Consider the following 16,510-nt stretch of genomic DNA (forward strand, 5'->3'; position numbering starts at 1 on the left):
TGTTTTCAAACTAAAACCGGACAAACTAGCAACGGTATTTATAATAAGAATTAATTAGAAAGATTTTATCATCAACATCGCGCAATTATTTTTTATTATGCATTCCAATCTACCTTCCGACGTAAATAACCGCTGGCAATTCTGGATCGATCGGGGTGGTACGTTTACTGATATTGTGGCGCGGCGTCCGGATGGACAACTGGTGATTCATAAGCTGCTGTCGGAGAATCCCGAACGGTATACTGACGCGCCAATACAGGGAATTCGAGACATTTTGGGAGTTGCGGCAGATGCACCTATTCCATCGGAACAGATTGCAGTTGTCAAGATGGGAACCACTGTGGCGACAAATGCGCTTCTGGAACGCAAGGGCGATCGCACTCTTCTGGTCATTACTCAGGGATTTCGGGATGCCCTTCGCATCGGCTACCAAAATCGCCCCGATATCTTCGCCCGTCACATTGTATTGCCAGAGATGCTCTACGAGCGAGTGATTGAGGTCGAGGAACGCTACAGCGCCCAAGGCGAAGAATTAATCCCCGTAGAAACAGGATATATCGCATCTCTACAAGAAGCGTACAACGACGGGATTCGCTCCTGTGCCATTGTCTTCATGCACGGCTATCGCTATCCCGAACACGAGAAACAAATAGCAGATGCAGCGCGGAAAATTGGATTTACCCAAGTCTCGGTATCGCACGAAGTTAGCCCGTTGATGAAGTTGGTGAGTCGCGGTGATACTACCGTTGTTGATGCTTATTTATCGCCTATTTTGCGGCGTTATGTAGATCGAGTTGCCAGTCAGCTAGCCAGTTTGGAATCGGAATTTTCAACTCAAAACTCTCCCCAGTTGATGTTCATGCAGTCCAACGGTGGACTTACCGATGCCCAACAGTTTCAAGGGAAAGACAGTATTTTATCTGGCCCGGCTGGGGGCATTGTCGGCGCGGTACAGACAAGCTTGATGGCGGGATTCAACAAAATTATCAGCTTTGATATGGGCGGGACTTCTACAGATGTCGCCCACTATAACGGCGAATACGAACGCACCTTTGAAACGGAAGTTGCCGGAGTGCGGCTGCGGACGCCGATGATGGCAATTCATACGGTTGCTGCTGGTGGCGGTTCGATTCTCTTTTTTGATGGGGCGAGGTATCGCGTGGGACCCGAATCAGCGGGGGCGAATCCGGGTCCTGCTGCCTATGGAAAAGGCGGTTCGCTGACGGTGACGGATTGCAATGTGATGGTGGGCAAGTTGCAACCGGAGTTTTTCCCGAAATTGTTTGGATCGAACGGAGATTTGCCGCTGAATGCAGAAGTAGTACGGCAAAAGTTTAATGAACTGGCGGCAGAAATTGGGGACAATCGGACGCCGGAACAAGTGGCGGCTGGATTTCTCGCGATCGCAGTTGAAACAATGGCGAGTGCAATTAAAAAAATCTCTCTCCAGCGCGGTTATGACGTTTCGGAATATACTTTGTGCTGCTTTGGGGGCGCGGGGGGACAACACGCTTGTCTGATTGCCGATGCGTTGGGGATGAAGCAGGTGTTTCTGCATCCCTACGCTGGCGTGTTATCGGCTTATGGTATGGGTTTGGCAGATATGCGGGTGCTGCGAGAACGGGCGGTGGAGGCGCATCTGAGTGAGGAGTTAGTGCTGAGTTTGGAGGGGATGTTAAGCCAGTTGGCAGGGGAGGGGGAGGAGGAATTAAACCGCCACGACGCCAAGGACGCAGAGGAAAGAGAGGAAGAAGAGAGAAGGGAGGATGTTGAGATTGAGGTTTTTCGGAAGGTGCATTTACGGTATGAGGGGACTGATTCGGCGCTGATTGTAGATTTTGGGGATACGGCGGCGATGAGGGGGTGGTTTGAGGAGTTGCACCGGCAGCGTTACGGCTTTGTTGTGGAAGATAAAAGGCTGATTGTAGAGGCAGTTTCAGTTGAGGTGGTGGCGAAGACGGAGAGAGTAGAGGAAGCTGTCATTCAGCGTCGCAGCGATGAACTTCCCTCGCCGGTGGCAACTGTACAGATGTATGCGGCGGATCGGTGGCACGAGACGCCAGTGTATAAGCGAGAGGATTTGCAACCCGGAGACTGGATTTCTAGCCCTGCGATTATTGCCGATGCGACGGGTACGAATGTGATTGAACCCGGTTGGCAAGCACAACTAAGCGATCGCAATCATCTGATTTTACAGCGTTCGGCAGATTTACAATTCTCGATCCAAAATCCAGAATCTAGAATCCTCAAGCGTCCCGATCCGGTGATGCTGGAGATTTTTAATAATTTGTTTCGCGCGATCGCCGAACAAATGGGCATTACTCTGCAAAATACCAGTTCCTCAGTCAACATCAAAGAACGCTTAGATTTCTCCTGTGCAATTTTTGACCAACACGGGCAGTTAGTCGCCAACGCCCCCCATATTCCCGTACATTTGGGTTCCATGAGTGAAAGCGTCAAAAGTTTAATTGACGCCTGTGGCGACACGATTCAACCCGGAGATGTCTTTGCCTCAAATAATCCCTACAACGGCGGCACGCACCTACCCGATATCACTGTAATTAGCCCTGTATTTGCTTCCTCTCCAGACGCGATAAATCGCGTCTCTACAACCTCCCTTCCCACGCTTCCCCTCTTCTACGTTGCCTCGCGCGGACATCATGCAGATATCGGCGGGATTACCCCAGGTTCCATGCCTCCAAACAGCACCACGGTAGAACAAGAAGGAGTGCTACTTGATAATTTTCAACTAGGGGAGGGAGGACATTTTCGAGAAAAAGAATTGCTGGAACTGCTGGCATCCAACCCTTACCCAGCCCGAAATCCCAGTAAAAATATTGCAGATTTGCAAGCACAAATTGCGGCGAACGAACGCGGCGTGCAAGAACTCCACAAGATGATGGAGCATTATGGTTTAGAGACTGTGCAAGCGTATATGGGCTTTGTACAGGACAATGCGGAAGAGTCGGTACGTCGGGTTATCGAAGTTCTCAAAGATGGCAGTTTCACCTGTCCTCTGGATAATGGCAGCGCGATCGCAGTTAGCATCACCATCGACAAATCGACTCGCAGCGCCAAAATAGATTTTACCGGCACTTCTCCTCAGCAACCGAGTAATTTAAACGCACCAGCAGCCGTGTGCAAGGCAGCAGTATTGTATGTCTTCCGCACTTTAGTGAATGACAATATTCCCCTCAATGCGGGTTGTCTCAAACCTTTGGAAATTATTATTCCCGAAGGCTGTATGTTAAATCCGCGTTATCCTGCTGCTGTGGTGGCGGGAAATGTAGAGACTTCGCAAAACATTACCGATGCTTTGTATGGGGCGCTGGGGGTGATGGCAGCTTCCCAAGGAACGATGAATAATTTCACCTTTGGAAGCGATCGCTATCAATATTACGAAACCATCTGTGGCGGTTCCGGCGCTGGCGCTGACTTCGACGGCACCGACGCCGTACAAACTCACATGACAAACTCCCGTCTTACCGACCCAGAAGTATTGGAATGGCGATTTCCTATCCTTTTAGAAAGTTTTGCGATTCGTCCCAATAGTGGCGGGAATGGACATCATCATGGAGGGAATGGTGTTATCCGTCGCCTGCGTTTTCTTGAACCCATGACTGCTGGAATTTTATCAAGTCGTCGTGTCATTTCTCCCTTTGGTTTGCATGGTGGTGAAGCGGGTGCAGTCGGGAAAAATTATGTGCAGCGTACTGATGAAACTATAGAGGAATTAGGCAGTACAGGGGTTGTAGAAATGCAGCGTGACGATGTATTTGTTATCGAAACACCAGGAGGTGGAGGTTATGGAATTGCCAAGAATCTGTAACCTAATAATTGATACATGATAAAAGCGCGATCGCAACCCTTGACCTTTGATAGATGATTATATTCGACCCAAACAGCAAGTAGGAAAAGTAGGAAAAGTAGGGAATTATACTTAGTAATTTATTTGCTTGAGTTGGAAAAACTGCTGAAATCCTTTGTTTGCGCGGCTTGTAAACGAATCGCTTAAAGCAATAAGGTTAGCGCCTATCTGTAAGTGATTCTTAATAAGGCATATTTAATTAAAGAATGCTAGTTTAGGTAGTTGACAGAACTTTATACGGTCTCTATCCGACGCTTTAGTTGAAGTAGTATCTTAGGAAATCAAAAAAATCAAGTACAAACTTACGGATTTTAAAGCAAATTCTCAAAAAAATTTAATTGTCCGATTCGGGCAATGTTTACTGATTCGTCTAAACACAGAGGAAGTTCTTTCTTTAGGCGGGCTAATTCGATACGACTTACACGGAGGTTCCCCTAAATCTCATTTTTTAAGAGGGGCTTTGACTATATTTCCCCTCCTTTTTCTACCGTTTTGTAGCAGCGCGAATGCGATAGGCTATGCCTGCCATTATGCGGGGGTTGGTAGGAATCGAAACGGGACTTGTAAGTTCAAAAAAACTCGTGGGGCGAGATTAAGGAAGCCATTCACAAATGCATTCCTTTTGCTGAAAAACTTTTTTATATCGATTGATTTTTAGAAATCCGCGACATTGAAAAAGATATGCATAGCGCAATGGCTGGCACTTATAACCTAGGTTTAGTAATCCTTTCTTTTGCGATCGCGGTAATAGCTTCTTACACAGCCCTAGACTTAGCCGGACGAGTGCGGTCTGCTGTGGAACGGGGACGATGGCGCTGGCTTCTGGGTGGAGCAGGGGCAATGGGAACCGGAATTTGGTCAATGCATTTCATTGCTATGCTGGCTTTCCAATTGCCACAGGCTGTCAATTACGATGTGTGGATCACCCTGTTCTCCTTGATGTGCGCGATTCTTGCCTCAAGCATTGCTTTGTGGCTGCTGAGTCGCGCTGTTTCAATCCCGCTGGTCATCGGCGGCGGGGTTTGTATGGGAATTGCCATTGCATGGATGCACTACACAGGGATGGCAGCCATGCAAGTCCAGGCGACGATTGAGTATGACTGGAGATTGGTGAGCCTATCGGTAGCGATCGCCATCATCGCTTCTTTTGCCGCGCTTTGGCTGGCATTTCGGCTACAAGAGCAATCCTTAAAAGGTTTGCTATGGCAGAAATTCGGCAGCGCTCTCCTGATGGGAATTGCCATCAGTGGGATGCACTACACGGGAATGTGGGCGACTCACTTTACCCCTCACAAAGTCTTTCCACTAGAGCCGTCTCCCCCCATCACTCAGTCTTGGTTGGCGATCGCTATCGGGATTGCTACCTTGTTCATTTTGAGCCTAGCCCTATTAACCTCTCTATTCGATCGGCGTTTAACAGCGCAGTTAGTTCGAGAGCAAGCGTTACAGGAAAGTGAGAACCGCTTTCGGATGCTGATCCGAGAAATGCAGGTAGGAGTATTACTGCTCAATGCTAATGCCGAAATTCTCACCTACAATCAAGCTGCGATTAATCTGCTCAATCTCAACTCAGAGGATTTATCGCATCAGGTATTTGGTGCAAATTGGCTGTTGCAGCAAGAAGATGGTACACCCTTCCCAACGCCAGAGCTACCCGTGCAGTCCAGCATTGCCCAGCGCCAACCGATTCATAATATTGTCGTGAGAATCGACCATCCTGAGAGCCATAATCAACGCTGGCTGCTAGTAAATGCCGACCCGCAGCTAGCAGAGGACGGGAGTGTAGAGCGAATTGTTTGTACCCTCAGCAATATTACGAACCAAAAGCAAGCGGAAGCCGCACTCCGCCAAAGTGAAGAACGATTTGCTTTAGCGGTAGAAGGAGTTAATGGCGGGATTTGGGATTGGAATATTCCAGCAAATTATGTATATCTGTCGCCTCGCTGGAAAAGTATGTTGGGCTATGAAGACTTAGAAATTCCGAATAGCATCGATACTTTCAACCGAGTTCTGCACCCAGAAGACTCAGAGCGAGTGTTAGCGGTGATGCTTGCCTATTTAACTAAGAAAATCCCCAACTACGAGGTAGAGTTTCGGGCATCCCATAAAGATGGCAGCTGGCGCTGGATTCTGACCCGTGGCGTGGCATTGTGGGATGAAACCGGCACAGCCTATCGCATAGCAGGTTCCCATACTGATATTACCGATCGCAAGCAGAGGGAAGAGGCACTGCACTTAATGGTTGAGGGAACAGCTTCTGCAACTGGCAATGAGTTCTTTCGCTCTTGTGTCCGCTATCTCGCCCAAGTTTTGGGAGTCCGCTACGCTGTAGTCGGTCAATTTGCAGATGATACTGAAACTAGAGTGCGAACTTTGGCTTTCTGGACGGGTGAGGGCTTTGGCGAAAATTTCGAGTACGACTTGGCGGGTAGTCCCTGCGAAAACGTCTTGAAAGGAACGAGCGGTTTTTATCCATCCGAGGTACAAGAACTTTTTCCTAACTTCCCAGCGTTAGAGAAGTTAGGCGCACAAAGCTACTGGGGAATTCCGTTAAGAGACTCGGCTGGCAATACAATTGGCAATTTGGCGGTGTTGGATGTGCAGCCAATGGCTCACGATCCTGGCAAAGAAATGATTATGAAAATTTTTGTTGCCAGAGCGGGAGCCGAGCTGGAGCGGAACTTAGCAGAGGAATTGCTGACAAAACGAGCAGCGATGGACAGTTGCTTGAGCCGGATTTCTGGGATGCTGATTGACGAAAACTTAGATACTGCGATCGCTTTCACGCTGCAAGCCGTTGGCGAGTTTTTGGGGTGCGATCGCACTTACCTGTTTGATTACTCCGATCGCCAAAACGGCTGGAATATGACCCACGAGTGGTGCGGCTTTGGCATTCAGCCAGCGATCGAGCGGTTTCAAGGTTTACCCGTTGAAAATCATCACTGGGTTCACAACCAACTTTTGAGTGGCAAAACGGTTCAATTTCCTGCCGAACGCCCACCCTTAGCCGCCAAACCAACCTTGACGGAACTCCAGTGCATCCAGTCTCGGCTTGCCGTTCCGACGCTTTACGCTGGTACGGTTGTCGGTTTTATGGGTTTGGATGCCATAAGCTCTTCCAAAGTCTGGAGTCAAGAAGAAATTAATTGGCTTAAATTAGTCAACGAATTCATTGCAGGGACCCAGGCACGTCAAGCCGCACAAGCCGCATTACGGGAGAGTGCAGAACGGGAAAAAGCGATCGCTTTCGTGATTCAGCGAATGCGCCAAACCTTAGAAATTGACAAGATTTTTAGCGCTACAACCGAAGAATTACGCCATGCGATTAATTGCGATCGCGTTGGTCTCTATCGTTTCCATCCCGACTGGAGTGGGGATTTTGTATCGGAGTCGGTAGCAGAAGGCTGGAATTTGCTAGTTCCCGAACAAATTCATCAATCTCAGCTGCCCAAGGTTGCCGTTAACCAGGTGGGTTGTGCTGGCAAAACTTTGGGAAGTGCAGAGGAGCCAATCCAAGATACTTATTTGCAAGCAAATCAAGGCGGGACTTATCGCCAAGGAACCAGTTATCGTTGTGTCCCAGACATCTACCAAGCTGGATTTGACGCTTGTTACCTAGAACTGTTGGAGCGCTTTCAAGCACGAGCTTATATCATTGTTCCGATTTTCCATAGCAATCAACTGTGGGGCTTGCTAGCAACATACCAAAATTCCGGTTCTCGCCAATGGCAAGAGGCAGAAATCAAGATGGTTGTTCAAATTGGGGCACAGTTAGGCGTTGCGATCCAACAGGCAGAATTGCTAGCGCGAACTCAACAGCAGTCAATTGAATTGATGATCGCCAAGGAAGCCGCCGATGCTGCCAACAGTGCTAAAAGCGAATTTCTTGCCAATATGAGCCACGAACTAAGGACACCCCTCAATGCCATCCTTGGTTTTACCCAATTGATGAGCCTTGATACCTCCCTATCTGCCGAACATCAGAAATACCTGGAGATCATCAGTCGCAGTGGCGATCATCTGCTGGCATTGATTAATGATGTTTTAGAGATGGCTAAAATCGAGGCAGGGCGAGTCACGCTACATGAAAATGACTTTGACCTGTATTGTCTGCTCAATAGTCTTGAACAGATGCTACAACTCAAAGCCACAAGCAAAGGACTCTTGCTTAACTTTGAATGCACGGCTGCTGTCCCCCAGTACGTCAGAACCGACGAAAGTAAGCTGCGTCAGGTCTTGATTAACCTTCTCGGTAATGCCATCAAATTTACTGACAAAGGGAGCGTAACCCTGCGCGTTACAGGGGAGGAAGGAGAGGCGGAAAGCAGGAGTGTTGGGGAACAAGCAGACTCCTCACCTGTGCCTTTTATCCGCCTGCTCTTTGAAGTGGAAGATACTGGCCCCGGTATTGACCCAAATGAATTCGATCGGTTATTTGAAGCTTTTGGACAAACCTCAGTTGGGCTGAAGTCCTGTCAAGGTACGGGTTTGGGTTTACCGATCAGTCAAAAGTTTGTCCAACTGATGGGGGGAGGAGCGATCGCAGTCAGTAGTCATCCAGGTCAGGGAGCCAAATTTACCTTTGACATTCAGGCAGGTTTGGTTGAGCAGATGGAGATTGAAACATCCCAATCTATCTATAAAAAAGTTATTGGTTTAGCTCCTGACCAACCCATCTATCGTGTTCTAGTTGTGGAGGATAAGCCCACAAATCGTCTCCTCCTAGTTAAGCTTCTTACTTACTTGGGCTTTGAGGTGCAAGAAGCTGAAAATGGTCAAGAAGCTGTGGCAATTTGGGAGAGTTGGGAACCCCATCTAATCTGGATGGATATGCGGATGCCTGTGATGAACGGCTATGAAGCTACCAAAAAAATTAGAGCTTCCTTAAAAGGTGAGGCAACCATAATTATTGCCCTAACTGCCAGCGTTTTTGAAGAAGACAGACAAATTATCTTGTCAGCGGGATGCGATGACTTCGTGCGTAAACCTTTTCGAGAAGAGGAACTACTCTTTAAAATGAATAAATATCTAGGGGTGCAATATCTCTATGAGGAGGAAGCATTACCCACCGAAAGCAGGAAGGAAAATTTACCAGAGACTTCCGATTCTGACATCCCCCTTCAGATTTCCACTATGCCCTCTGAATGGATACAACAGCTACACTATGCAGCTTCCCAAGGCAGCGATTTCTTGCTCCTTCAGCTCCTTCAGGAAATTCCCCCAGAAAATTCGTTTGTTATAAATGCTTTGACCAATTTGGTCGAAAATTTTCAGTTTGAGCAAATTATGGAATTAATTCAATCAACTGAAACACAGCTTACTGGTAAAAACTCACAGCAAACCTCCCTCAATTTTTCGCCTCTTCTATCACATTCCCAGCAGGAGTAAGATATTGAAAAATTTTGTTGCAGGATGGCAAATAGGTTGTTTCCCATTGCCTTCCTCTACTCTCACACCTGTGGAAGATGATTGCAGAATGTCTAAGATAAGTGGTTAAATAATATTTAACGCTGCAATCAATTAGTTCAAAAGTTTTTAAACCTTTATCATTGACTGCAAACAGGAAATAGAAGAAAGATGACTTTTGAATAATATTCTAAACTAACGAATTTTCCAAAATCGATGATGAAAGAATTGAAATAAATAATTTCTCCCTTGTTATGGCAAAAGAAGATATTCTCATCGTTGATGACACCCCTGAAAACTTGCGTTTTCTGTCTGGTCTGCTAATGAAGCAAGGCTATACCATTCGCAAGGCATTAAGCGGGCAAATGGCAATGACAGCGATACAAACTGTTATCCCCGATCTAATTTTGCTTGATATTATGATGCCTAGCATGGATGGTTATGAAGTTTGTGAAAAACTGAAATCCGATCCAAAAACTGCTGCAATTCCTGTAATTTTCTTAAGCGCTCTCAGCGAGGCTTTTGATAAAGTAAAAGCTTTTTCGGTTGGCGGAGCAGATTATGTTGCCAAACCTTTTCAATTTGAAGAAGTTTTAGCTCGTGTTCAGAATCAACTAGAGTTAAGAGCCGCAAAAATCCAAAACCAACAACTAAATACTCAACTTGAAGAACGAGTTAAAGAGCGGACTTTTCAGCTAGAAGTAGCGAATCAAGAACTGAGGCGAGAAATCAACGAACGGATGCTCCTTCAAGAACAACTCATAAAAATGGCACTTTATGACGATCTTACAGGATTGCCCAATCGAGCTTTATTCATGGAGCGTCTAGAACAAGCTCTCAAACGCACCAAGGAACATTCAGGAGAGGCGTTTGCCGTGTTGTTTCTTGATTGCGATCGCTTTAAAGTAGTCAATGATTCTCTCGGTCATCTTGCTGCTAACGAACTGTTAATTAATTTAGCTCGCCGCTTAGAAAAATTACTCAGTCAACATCATACTTTGGCTCGGTTGGGTGGTGATGAATTTGCGATTATCTTGACAGACGTTGGAAATATCAGCAGTGTACTCCTTATCGCAGATCAAATCCTTCAATCTTTTGCTTCTCCGTTTCAATTAAATAAACAGGAAATTTTCATCAACGCTAGTGTTGGAATTGCTATGAGCAATCCTAATTACGAGCGAGCAGAACATATATTGCGAGATGCAGACATCGCAATGTATCGTGCCAAAACCTTAGGAAAAGGTCAATACCAAATTTTTGACCCAAAGATGCACGATGCTGTGATTCAAGTTTTACAGCTTGAAAATGACTTGCGTAGAGCCATCGAACGACAAGAATTCATTGTCCACTATCAGCCAATTATTGCCCTTGATACCAGCAAAATTGTTGGGTTTGAAGCATTAGTTCGCTGGGATCATTCTCAACGAGGAATGGTATCGCCTGGATTGTTTATTCCTGTAGCAGAAGAAACAGGTTTGATTAACCAACTTGGCAATTGGGTTTTGCGGGAAGCTTGCTATCAGCTTCAGCAATGGTATCAGGAAAAACTGATCGATCATCCCCTATTTATGAGTGTCAATCTTTCAGCGCGGCAGTTTGCTCAGCCAGATTTAATTGAGCAAATTGACCAAATCCTCGCGGAAACCCAACTGAATCCTCAAAGCTTGAAGTTAGAAATCACAGAAAGTGTTCTGATGAATAATACTCAATCTGTAAAAGCGATTATTCAGCAACTTCGAGAACGTAAGATTCAGTTATGTATTGATGACTTTGGTACCGGGTATTCTTCTCTGAGTTATTTATATAATTTTCCTGTTGATACTCTCAAAATCGACCGTTCTTTTATTAGTTATTTAGATGAAAAAACAGATAGTTTGGGACTGATTCCGGCGATTATGAAGATTGCTCAAACTCTAAATATGAGTGTAATTGCTGAAGGAATTGAGACGGGCGAACAGCTATCTCAGCTAAGAAACTTAAATTGTGAATTTGGACAGGGATATCTATTTTCCAAACCCGTAGAGGGAAAAAAAGCAACAAACTTAATCGTATCGGATACACAGCAATAATATTTAAGCTAAACGTGTAGTCTATGTTACTAGATATAAGTTTAAATTAAATAAAGATAGTTAATGAAATTGAAATAGCACCTATTTTTTTACAAAGATTAACTATTTGGGATGCAGCGATAATCAGCAGGTTGACAATTTTGATACTCTTTTAATTCAAAGCCCAATGGATTCCAAATTAGCAAATACCTTCAAAGCCGATATCCTGATAGTTGATGATACACCAGACAATATTCGATTTTTATCTTCCCTGCTGTTAGATAAGGGATATAACGTTCGTAAATCGATTAATGGTCAAATGGCTTTAACCGCAGTTAAGACACTTCAGCCGGATCTAATCTTGTTAGATATTAATATGTCGGGCATGAATGGTTATGAAGTTTGCGAAAGGTTAAAGGAAGATACTGAAACTTCCTCTGTGCCTGTAATTTTTTTAAGTGCTTTGGATGATGTTTTAGATAAAGTGAAAGCTTTTCAAGTTGGGGGCGTAGACTATATTACTAAGCCTTTTCAAATTGAGGAGGTTTTGGCGAGGATTCAAAATCAACTAACAATTCAAAGCCTTCAAACTCAGTTGAAAAATCAGAACTCACAACTTCAACAAGCCTTAGGCGATCTCAAGAAGGCTCAAGCACAACTGGTTCAAAAAGAAAAAATGCTTGGGTTGGGTCAATTAGCCGCAGGAATGGCTCACGAAATCAATAATTCTATTGGCTTTATTTCTGGCAATCTCGAGCCAGCACGCAAATATATTCAAGACTTGCTAAATCTGGTTCGTATCTATCAACAAGAGTACCCAAAGCCTACTCTTCCCATTCAGAAAGCGATTCAAGAAATCGATCTAGATTTTCTGAATTCAGATATTCAAAACCTTGTAGGCTCAATGCAAACGGGTGTAGAGCGAATCTGCACAATGCTCCTGGCTTTACGCATTTTCTCCCGCCTTAATGAATCAGATATTAAAGCTGTAGACATCCATGAAGGGTTGAATAGCACTTTATTATTGTTGCAGCATCGACTTAGAGGAGAAGGGAAACGCCCGGAGATTCAGGTGATCAAAAAATATGAAGATTTACCCTTAGTTAATTGTTATGCTAGCCAACTTAATCAGGCATTTCTTAATCTTTTGAATAATGCTATAGATGCTCTAGAATTGAGGATTGGGCAAGACTTTTCTGAATCTTCCAGCCCAACAATTTGGATTAGTACAGAGTTTAGTGCTTGGGAAACGATAATTATCCGAATTAAAGACAATGGAATTGGCATTGCTGAAGAAATGCGATCGCGTTTATTCGACCCATTTTTTACGACAAAGCCTATAGGTCAAGGCAGCGGGTTAGGGTTATTGACGGCTTATGAGATTATAGTAGAAAAGCATAAAGGTCAACTGACGTGTCATTCATTCCCCGGACAGGGTGCAGAGTTTACGATTGAAATTCCAGTACATCTTGTTAAGACCACATAGGCTTAAACGAAGCCGAAAGCGGAAGAGACGCTACGCGCAACTTTTTTAGTCTCCAATTTATCTTCGGGTGGAGGCTCGAAATGTCAAGCAAAATTTTTTAAATTTCTTAAGATTGGTGATGTAAATGGCGTTCCTGTGGAGGAACCCGTCCTGACGGCTGATTGAATGGCAACGTGACGATAAATGTTGTGCCAATACCGACTGCACTTTCTACTTGAATCTCTCCCCGATGTAAATCTACACACATTTTGGCAATAGAAAGACCTAATCCGGTTCCTTGAATTGGTCCTACATTGCTACAGCGATGGAAGGTTTCAAACAGGCGTTGTTGATCTTTTAAAGGAATACCAATTCCTTCATCTTTTAAGCGGAAAGTAGCTTCTCCATTTTGGAAAACTAAATCAAAGTAGATATTGCCACCTTGGGGAGAATACTTAATCGCGTTGGAAAGTAAATTAGTGAAGATATGCCGCAGCAAGACTTCATCCATTTCAACTTGGGGGGGTTTCCCTTGACAGGTAAAGATAATGTTGTGCTGTCTAGTAGCACAAGCTTGTAAAGTTGCTGTGAGATCCCAGCAAAATTTTTCTAAATCGAGTCGTGCGGGTTTAAACTGAAGTCCACCTGCCTGAGTTTGACCCAAGATCAATACCTCATCTAATAGGTGGAGCATATTGCCGATGGCACCTTCAATCCGCTCGAAGTATTCATTTCTCTTCTGTTCGGTTAAGCTCTGATTGTAGGCTCGAAGTAACTCCGCAGACATCCGAATTGTCGTCATGGGAGTGCGGAACTCATGGGAAACGATGGAAACGAAGTTTGATTTGAGTTGGTTGAGTTCTCGTTCCTGTTCCAGGGCTTTGAGGATTTCTGTCATTGCGAGTTTGCGATCGCTAATATCTCTGCCTTCCACAATCAGCAACACCACTTTCCCCGTTTCGTCCGTCAAGGGCTTTAAGGAAAAATCAATCCACAGCATCACATTCAATTCGCCCTGTACCTGGATCTCATGGCGGACAAAATGACCGTTCGCGGCGTAGGCGATCGCATTTTTCAACCAATCCTGGCTTTCCTGGCAATAATTCCAACATTTTGTCTGCCACATCAAGTGACCAACATAATCTTCTAATTGAAGACCGCTGAAGTTAAGAACTGTTTGGTTAACTTCCAGGATCTTTCCTTCTGGTGTCAACAACCCCATTAATTGAAATGTCTGCTCAAAAATCCCTCGGAAGCGTCGTTCGCTTTCGTGCAGCTGCTTGAGAATTTGTCCGCGTTCAATGGCGTAGCGGATCGTCCGCACTAGCAATTGCATTGTAATTTGATTTTTGACGAGATAATCCTGTGCCCCTGTTGCCACCGCTTGTAGGGCAAGTTCCTCATCATCAAACCCGGTCAGCACCACAATGGGGATATCTGGTGCAGCTATCCGGAATTGTGCTACTGTGTCCAATCCATCCGAGTCAGGAAGAGAAAGATCCAATAAAGCAACATCCCAGGAATCAGCGCTACAAGCATCAATTGCGTCGCCCAGCCGCTCAACGTGTACTAATTGCCATCCCTCCTGATTTGAGCGCGAGAACAGTTGGCGTAGCAAGTTAGCATCGCTGGGGCTATCTTCCACTAGGAGGACTTGAATCGGCGTTTTGTACATAACTGGGGTTACTCTAGTGGGAGTCTTACTGCTGCCAGCCAGAAATCATTGATCAATTGCACAATCCGAATAAATTGCTGCATATCAACCGGCTTCGTTACGTAGCAGTTGGCACTGAGGTTATAAGACTTAAGTACATCCTCTTCATCGGCTGAGGTGGTGAGAACGACAACTGGGATACGTTTAAGATCGGGGTCTGATTTGACTTCCATGAGGACTTCTCGCCCATCCATCCCTGGTAAATTGAGATCGAGTAAAATCAGGTCTGGACGTGGAGCATTGGCATATTCACCTTCCTGTCGCAGAAATTCCATTCCCGCCTCGCCATATTCAACCCAGTGCAGGTTGTTAGCAATCTTAGCTTTTTTAAATTCTCGGATGGTTAAATTCGCATCGCTGGGAGAGTCTTCAATCAGCAAAATTTCCACGGATCGGAAGGTATAGCGGCTATTCATGCGAGTTCGTGGCTTCTAAGAGTGAAGGGTCAGGCGTGAGGGGAATGGTAAAGTAAAATGTCGTTCCTACTCCTGGTTGCGATTCGGCCCAGATGCTTCCACCGTGACGCTCGACAATTTTTTTGCACATAGCCAGACCAATGCCAGTACCAGGAAACTCTCGACGGGTATGAAGACGCTTGAATATCTCAAAAATGCGATCGAGATACTGTGGCTTGATACCAATTCCATTATCACGTACCGAAAAAAGCCATTCCCGATCTTTTAACTCCGCTGTAATGTGAACTTGGGGCGGTTCCTCACGGCGGAACTTAATGGCGTTGGCGATTAAATTTTGAAATAACTGGAGCCATTGGGTTTTGTCACCGTTTACTTGGGGCAGAGGGTCGTGGGTGATGGTGGCGTTACTTTCTGCGATCGCGACTTGCAAATTGTTTATCGCCTGAAGCAACACCTTCTCCCCATCAATGGAGACAAATGCTTGAGTGCGAGTGCTGACGCGGGAATAGGCGAGCAAGTCTTGAATCAACTGCTGCATCCGCGTTGCACCGTCTATTACATAAGCCATATATTCCTGTGCAGACTCATCCAGACTGTTTTGATACTCCTGCACTAACAGTTGGGTATAACCTGACACTGCCCGTAATGGCTCTTGCAAATCATGGGAAGCTACATAAGCAAACTGCTCTAGTTCTCGATTGGAGCGCTGCAAGTTGGTTGTGAGTTGCTCTAATTTCCGCTCTGCTTCTAACCGTTCCGCAATCTCAGTTTCTAAAGCAGCGTTTGTCTGGGCAAGTTTTTCGGTTGCTAGGATGCGATCGCGAATTTGCTTTCGCAACAGAAAGTAAATCGCAATCAGTAGGCTGAAACTCAACAAACCGCCAATACAAACAACCAGAATGGTATAACGAACGCTTCTATTTGTTGCCGCTGCGCGACGCTGCAATAACATTTGCTCTTCTTTTTGCATTGCAGCCAGTAGCTCTTTAATTTTCTCGTATATCGCTGAGTTCCTATCTGTAAAGGCAATTTGAGCGTTCCTGTCTTCTCCTAAATTCCGCTGTCGCAGCTCAATGGATTCTTGCAGCCCCTTCAGTTTTTCGGCAATCAGAGGTTCGAGGAGAGCGAGCCTCTGCTGTTGGAGAGGGTTATCAGCCGTTAATGTCCGAAGGGTTGTGAAGCCCCGGTTACTTTCTTGAATGCCCTGCCGGTAATTGATCAGGTAAGTGTCTTGTCCTGTGATGATGTAGCCTCGCCTTGCTTTTTCGGCACTGTTGATTCCCGAAAGGGTATGCTCGATCTCTTCCCGGACTTGATAAGTGTGATCTACCCATCTAGAGTTATTCAACAGCCTTTGGACGCTCCAGGAGAAAGTGACACCGACGCCAAACAACAAAAGCAGCGCCAGAGTAAATCCACCGCTAACCATTTTTTCTGATGGTTCTTTCATGCCTGTTTTTTCTTTCGAGCGATTGACTAGCGGGACTTAAACAGATTTCAAGCCCAAATAAAACCCAAAGCAGCTTTATAGGCTGAGAATACATCTCGATTAGCGTTCACCCACTCCATAAAACGGAAAGACATCGCTGTCCG

Annotated in this window: 7 protein-coding genes; 4 read left to right on the forward strand and 3 right to left on the reverse strand. The window is 45.4% G+C overall.

Features of this window, described 5'->3' with window-relative positions; all coding sequences use genetic code 11:
* The first annotated feature begins 97 nt into the window (after positions 1 to 97).
* The 4 genes from H6F50_RS19865 (at position 98) to H6F50_RS19880 (ending at position 12,808) form a co-directional block, all read left to right on the forward strand.
* Positions 98 to 3,829 (forward strand): hydantoinase B/oxoprolinase family protein, encoded by a 3,732-nt coding sequence (locus H6F50_RS19865; RefSeq protein WP_190430033.1) that lies wholly within the window; start codon positions 98 to 100, stop codon positions 3,827 to 3,829.
* Positions 3,830 to 4,549: 720 nt separating this feature from the next.
* Positions 4,550 to 9,256 carry an MHYT domain-containing protein gene (locus tag H6F50_RS19870; RefSeq protein ID WP_190430034.1) on the forward strand — a complete coding sequence of 1,569 codons (4,707 nt, stop codon included), beginning with the start codon at positions 4,550 to 4,552 and terminating at the stop codon, positions 9,254 to 9,256.
* A 272-nt stretch (positions 9,257 to 9,528) separates the two neighbouring features.
* Entirely contained in the window at positions 9,529 to 11,343 is a 1,815-nt protein-coding gene (locus H6F50_RS19875) for a GGDEF domain-containing response regulator (protein ID WP_190430035.1), read from the forward strand.
* A gap of 166 nt (positions 11,344 to 11,509) precedes the next feature.
* Positions 11,510 to 12,808, forward strand: coding sequence for a response regulator (locus H6F50_RS19880; RefSeq protein ID WP_190430036.1), 1,299 nt, complete (start codon positions 11,510 to 11,512; stop codon positions 12,806 to 12,808).
* Positions 12,809 to 12,914: 106 nt separating this feature from the next.
* Here the strand turns inward: H6F50_RS19880 and H6F50_RS19885 are convergent, their stop codons facing one another.
* From H6F50_RS19885 to H6F50_RS19895, 3 genes are read right to left on the reverse strand one after another with little or no spacing between them, the layout of a single operon-like run.
* Positions 12,915 to 14,462, reverse strand: a complete 1,548-nt coding sequence (locus H6F50_RS19885; RefSeq protein ID WP_190430037.1) for an ATP-binding protein — start codon at positions 14,460 to 14,462, stop codon at positions 12,915 to 12,917.
* An 8-nt stretch (positions 14,463 to 14,470) separates the two neighbouring features.
* Positions 14,471 to 14,917 carry a response regulator gene (locus H6F50_RS19890; RefSeq protein ID WP_190410245.1) on the reverse strand — a complete coding sequence of 149 codons (447 nt, stop codon included), beginning with the start codon at positions 14,915 to 14,917 and terminating at the stop codon, positions 14,471 to 14,473.
* Positions 14,910 to 16,367 (reverse strand): sensor histidine kinase, encoded by a 1,458-nt coding sequence (locus H6F50_RS19895; RefSeq protein ID WP_190430038.1) that lies wholly within the window; start codon positions 16,365 to 16,367, stop codon positions 14,910 to 14,912. Before H6F50_RS19895 ends, H6F50_RS19890 begins: the two co-directional genes overlap by 8 nt.
* Positions 16,368 to 16,510: the final 143 nt, after the last annotated feature.

Origin of the sequence: Coleofasciculus sp. FACHB-712, assembly GCF_014695635.1 — a bacterium.
Classification (GTDB): domain Bacteria; phylum Cyanobacteriota; class Cyanobacteriia; order Cyanobacteriales; family FACHB-T130; genus FACHB-T130.

What these genes read in the sequence shown, in the direction of transcription:
- H6F50_RS19895 (WP_190430038.1), bottom strand. Translation starts at nt 16,367, where the DNA reads ATGAAAGAACCATCAGAAAAAATGGTTAGCGGTGGATTTACTCTGGCG.
- H6F50_RS19880 (WP_190430036.1), top strand. Translation starts at nt 11,510, where the DNA reads ATGGATTCCAAATTAGCAAATACCTTCAAAGCCGATATCCTGATAGTT.
- H6F50_RS19885 (WP_190430037.1), bottom strand. Translation starts at nt 14,462, where the DNA reads ATGTACAAAACGCCGATTCAAGTCCTCCTAGTGGAAGATAGCCCCAGC.
- H6F50_RS19865 (WP_190430033.1), top strand. Translation starts at nt 98, where the DNA reads ATGCATTCCAATCTACCTTCCGACGTAAATAACCGCTGGCAATTCTGG.
- H6F50_RS19870 (WP_190430034.1), top strand. Translation starts at nt 4,550, where the DNA reads ATGCATAGCGCAATGGCTGGCACTTATAACCTAGGTTTAGTAATCCTT.
- H6F50_RS19890 (WP_190410245.1), bottom strand. Translation starts at nt 14,917, where the DNA reads ATGAATAGCCGCTATACCTTCCGATCCGTGGAAATTTTGCTGATTGAA.
- H6F50_RS19875 (WP_190430035.1), top strand. Translation starts at nt 9,529, where the DNA reads ATGGCAAAAGAAGATATTCTCATCGTTGATGACACCCCTGAAAACTTG.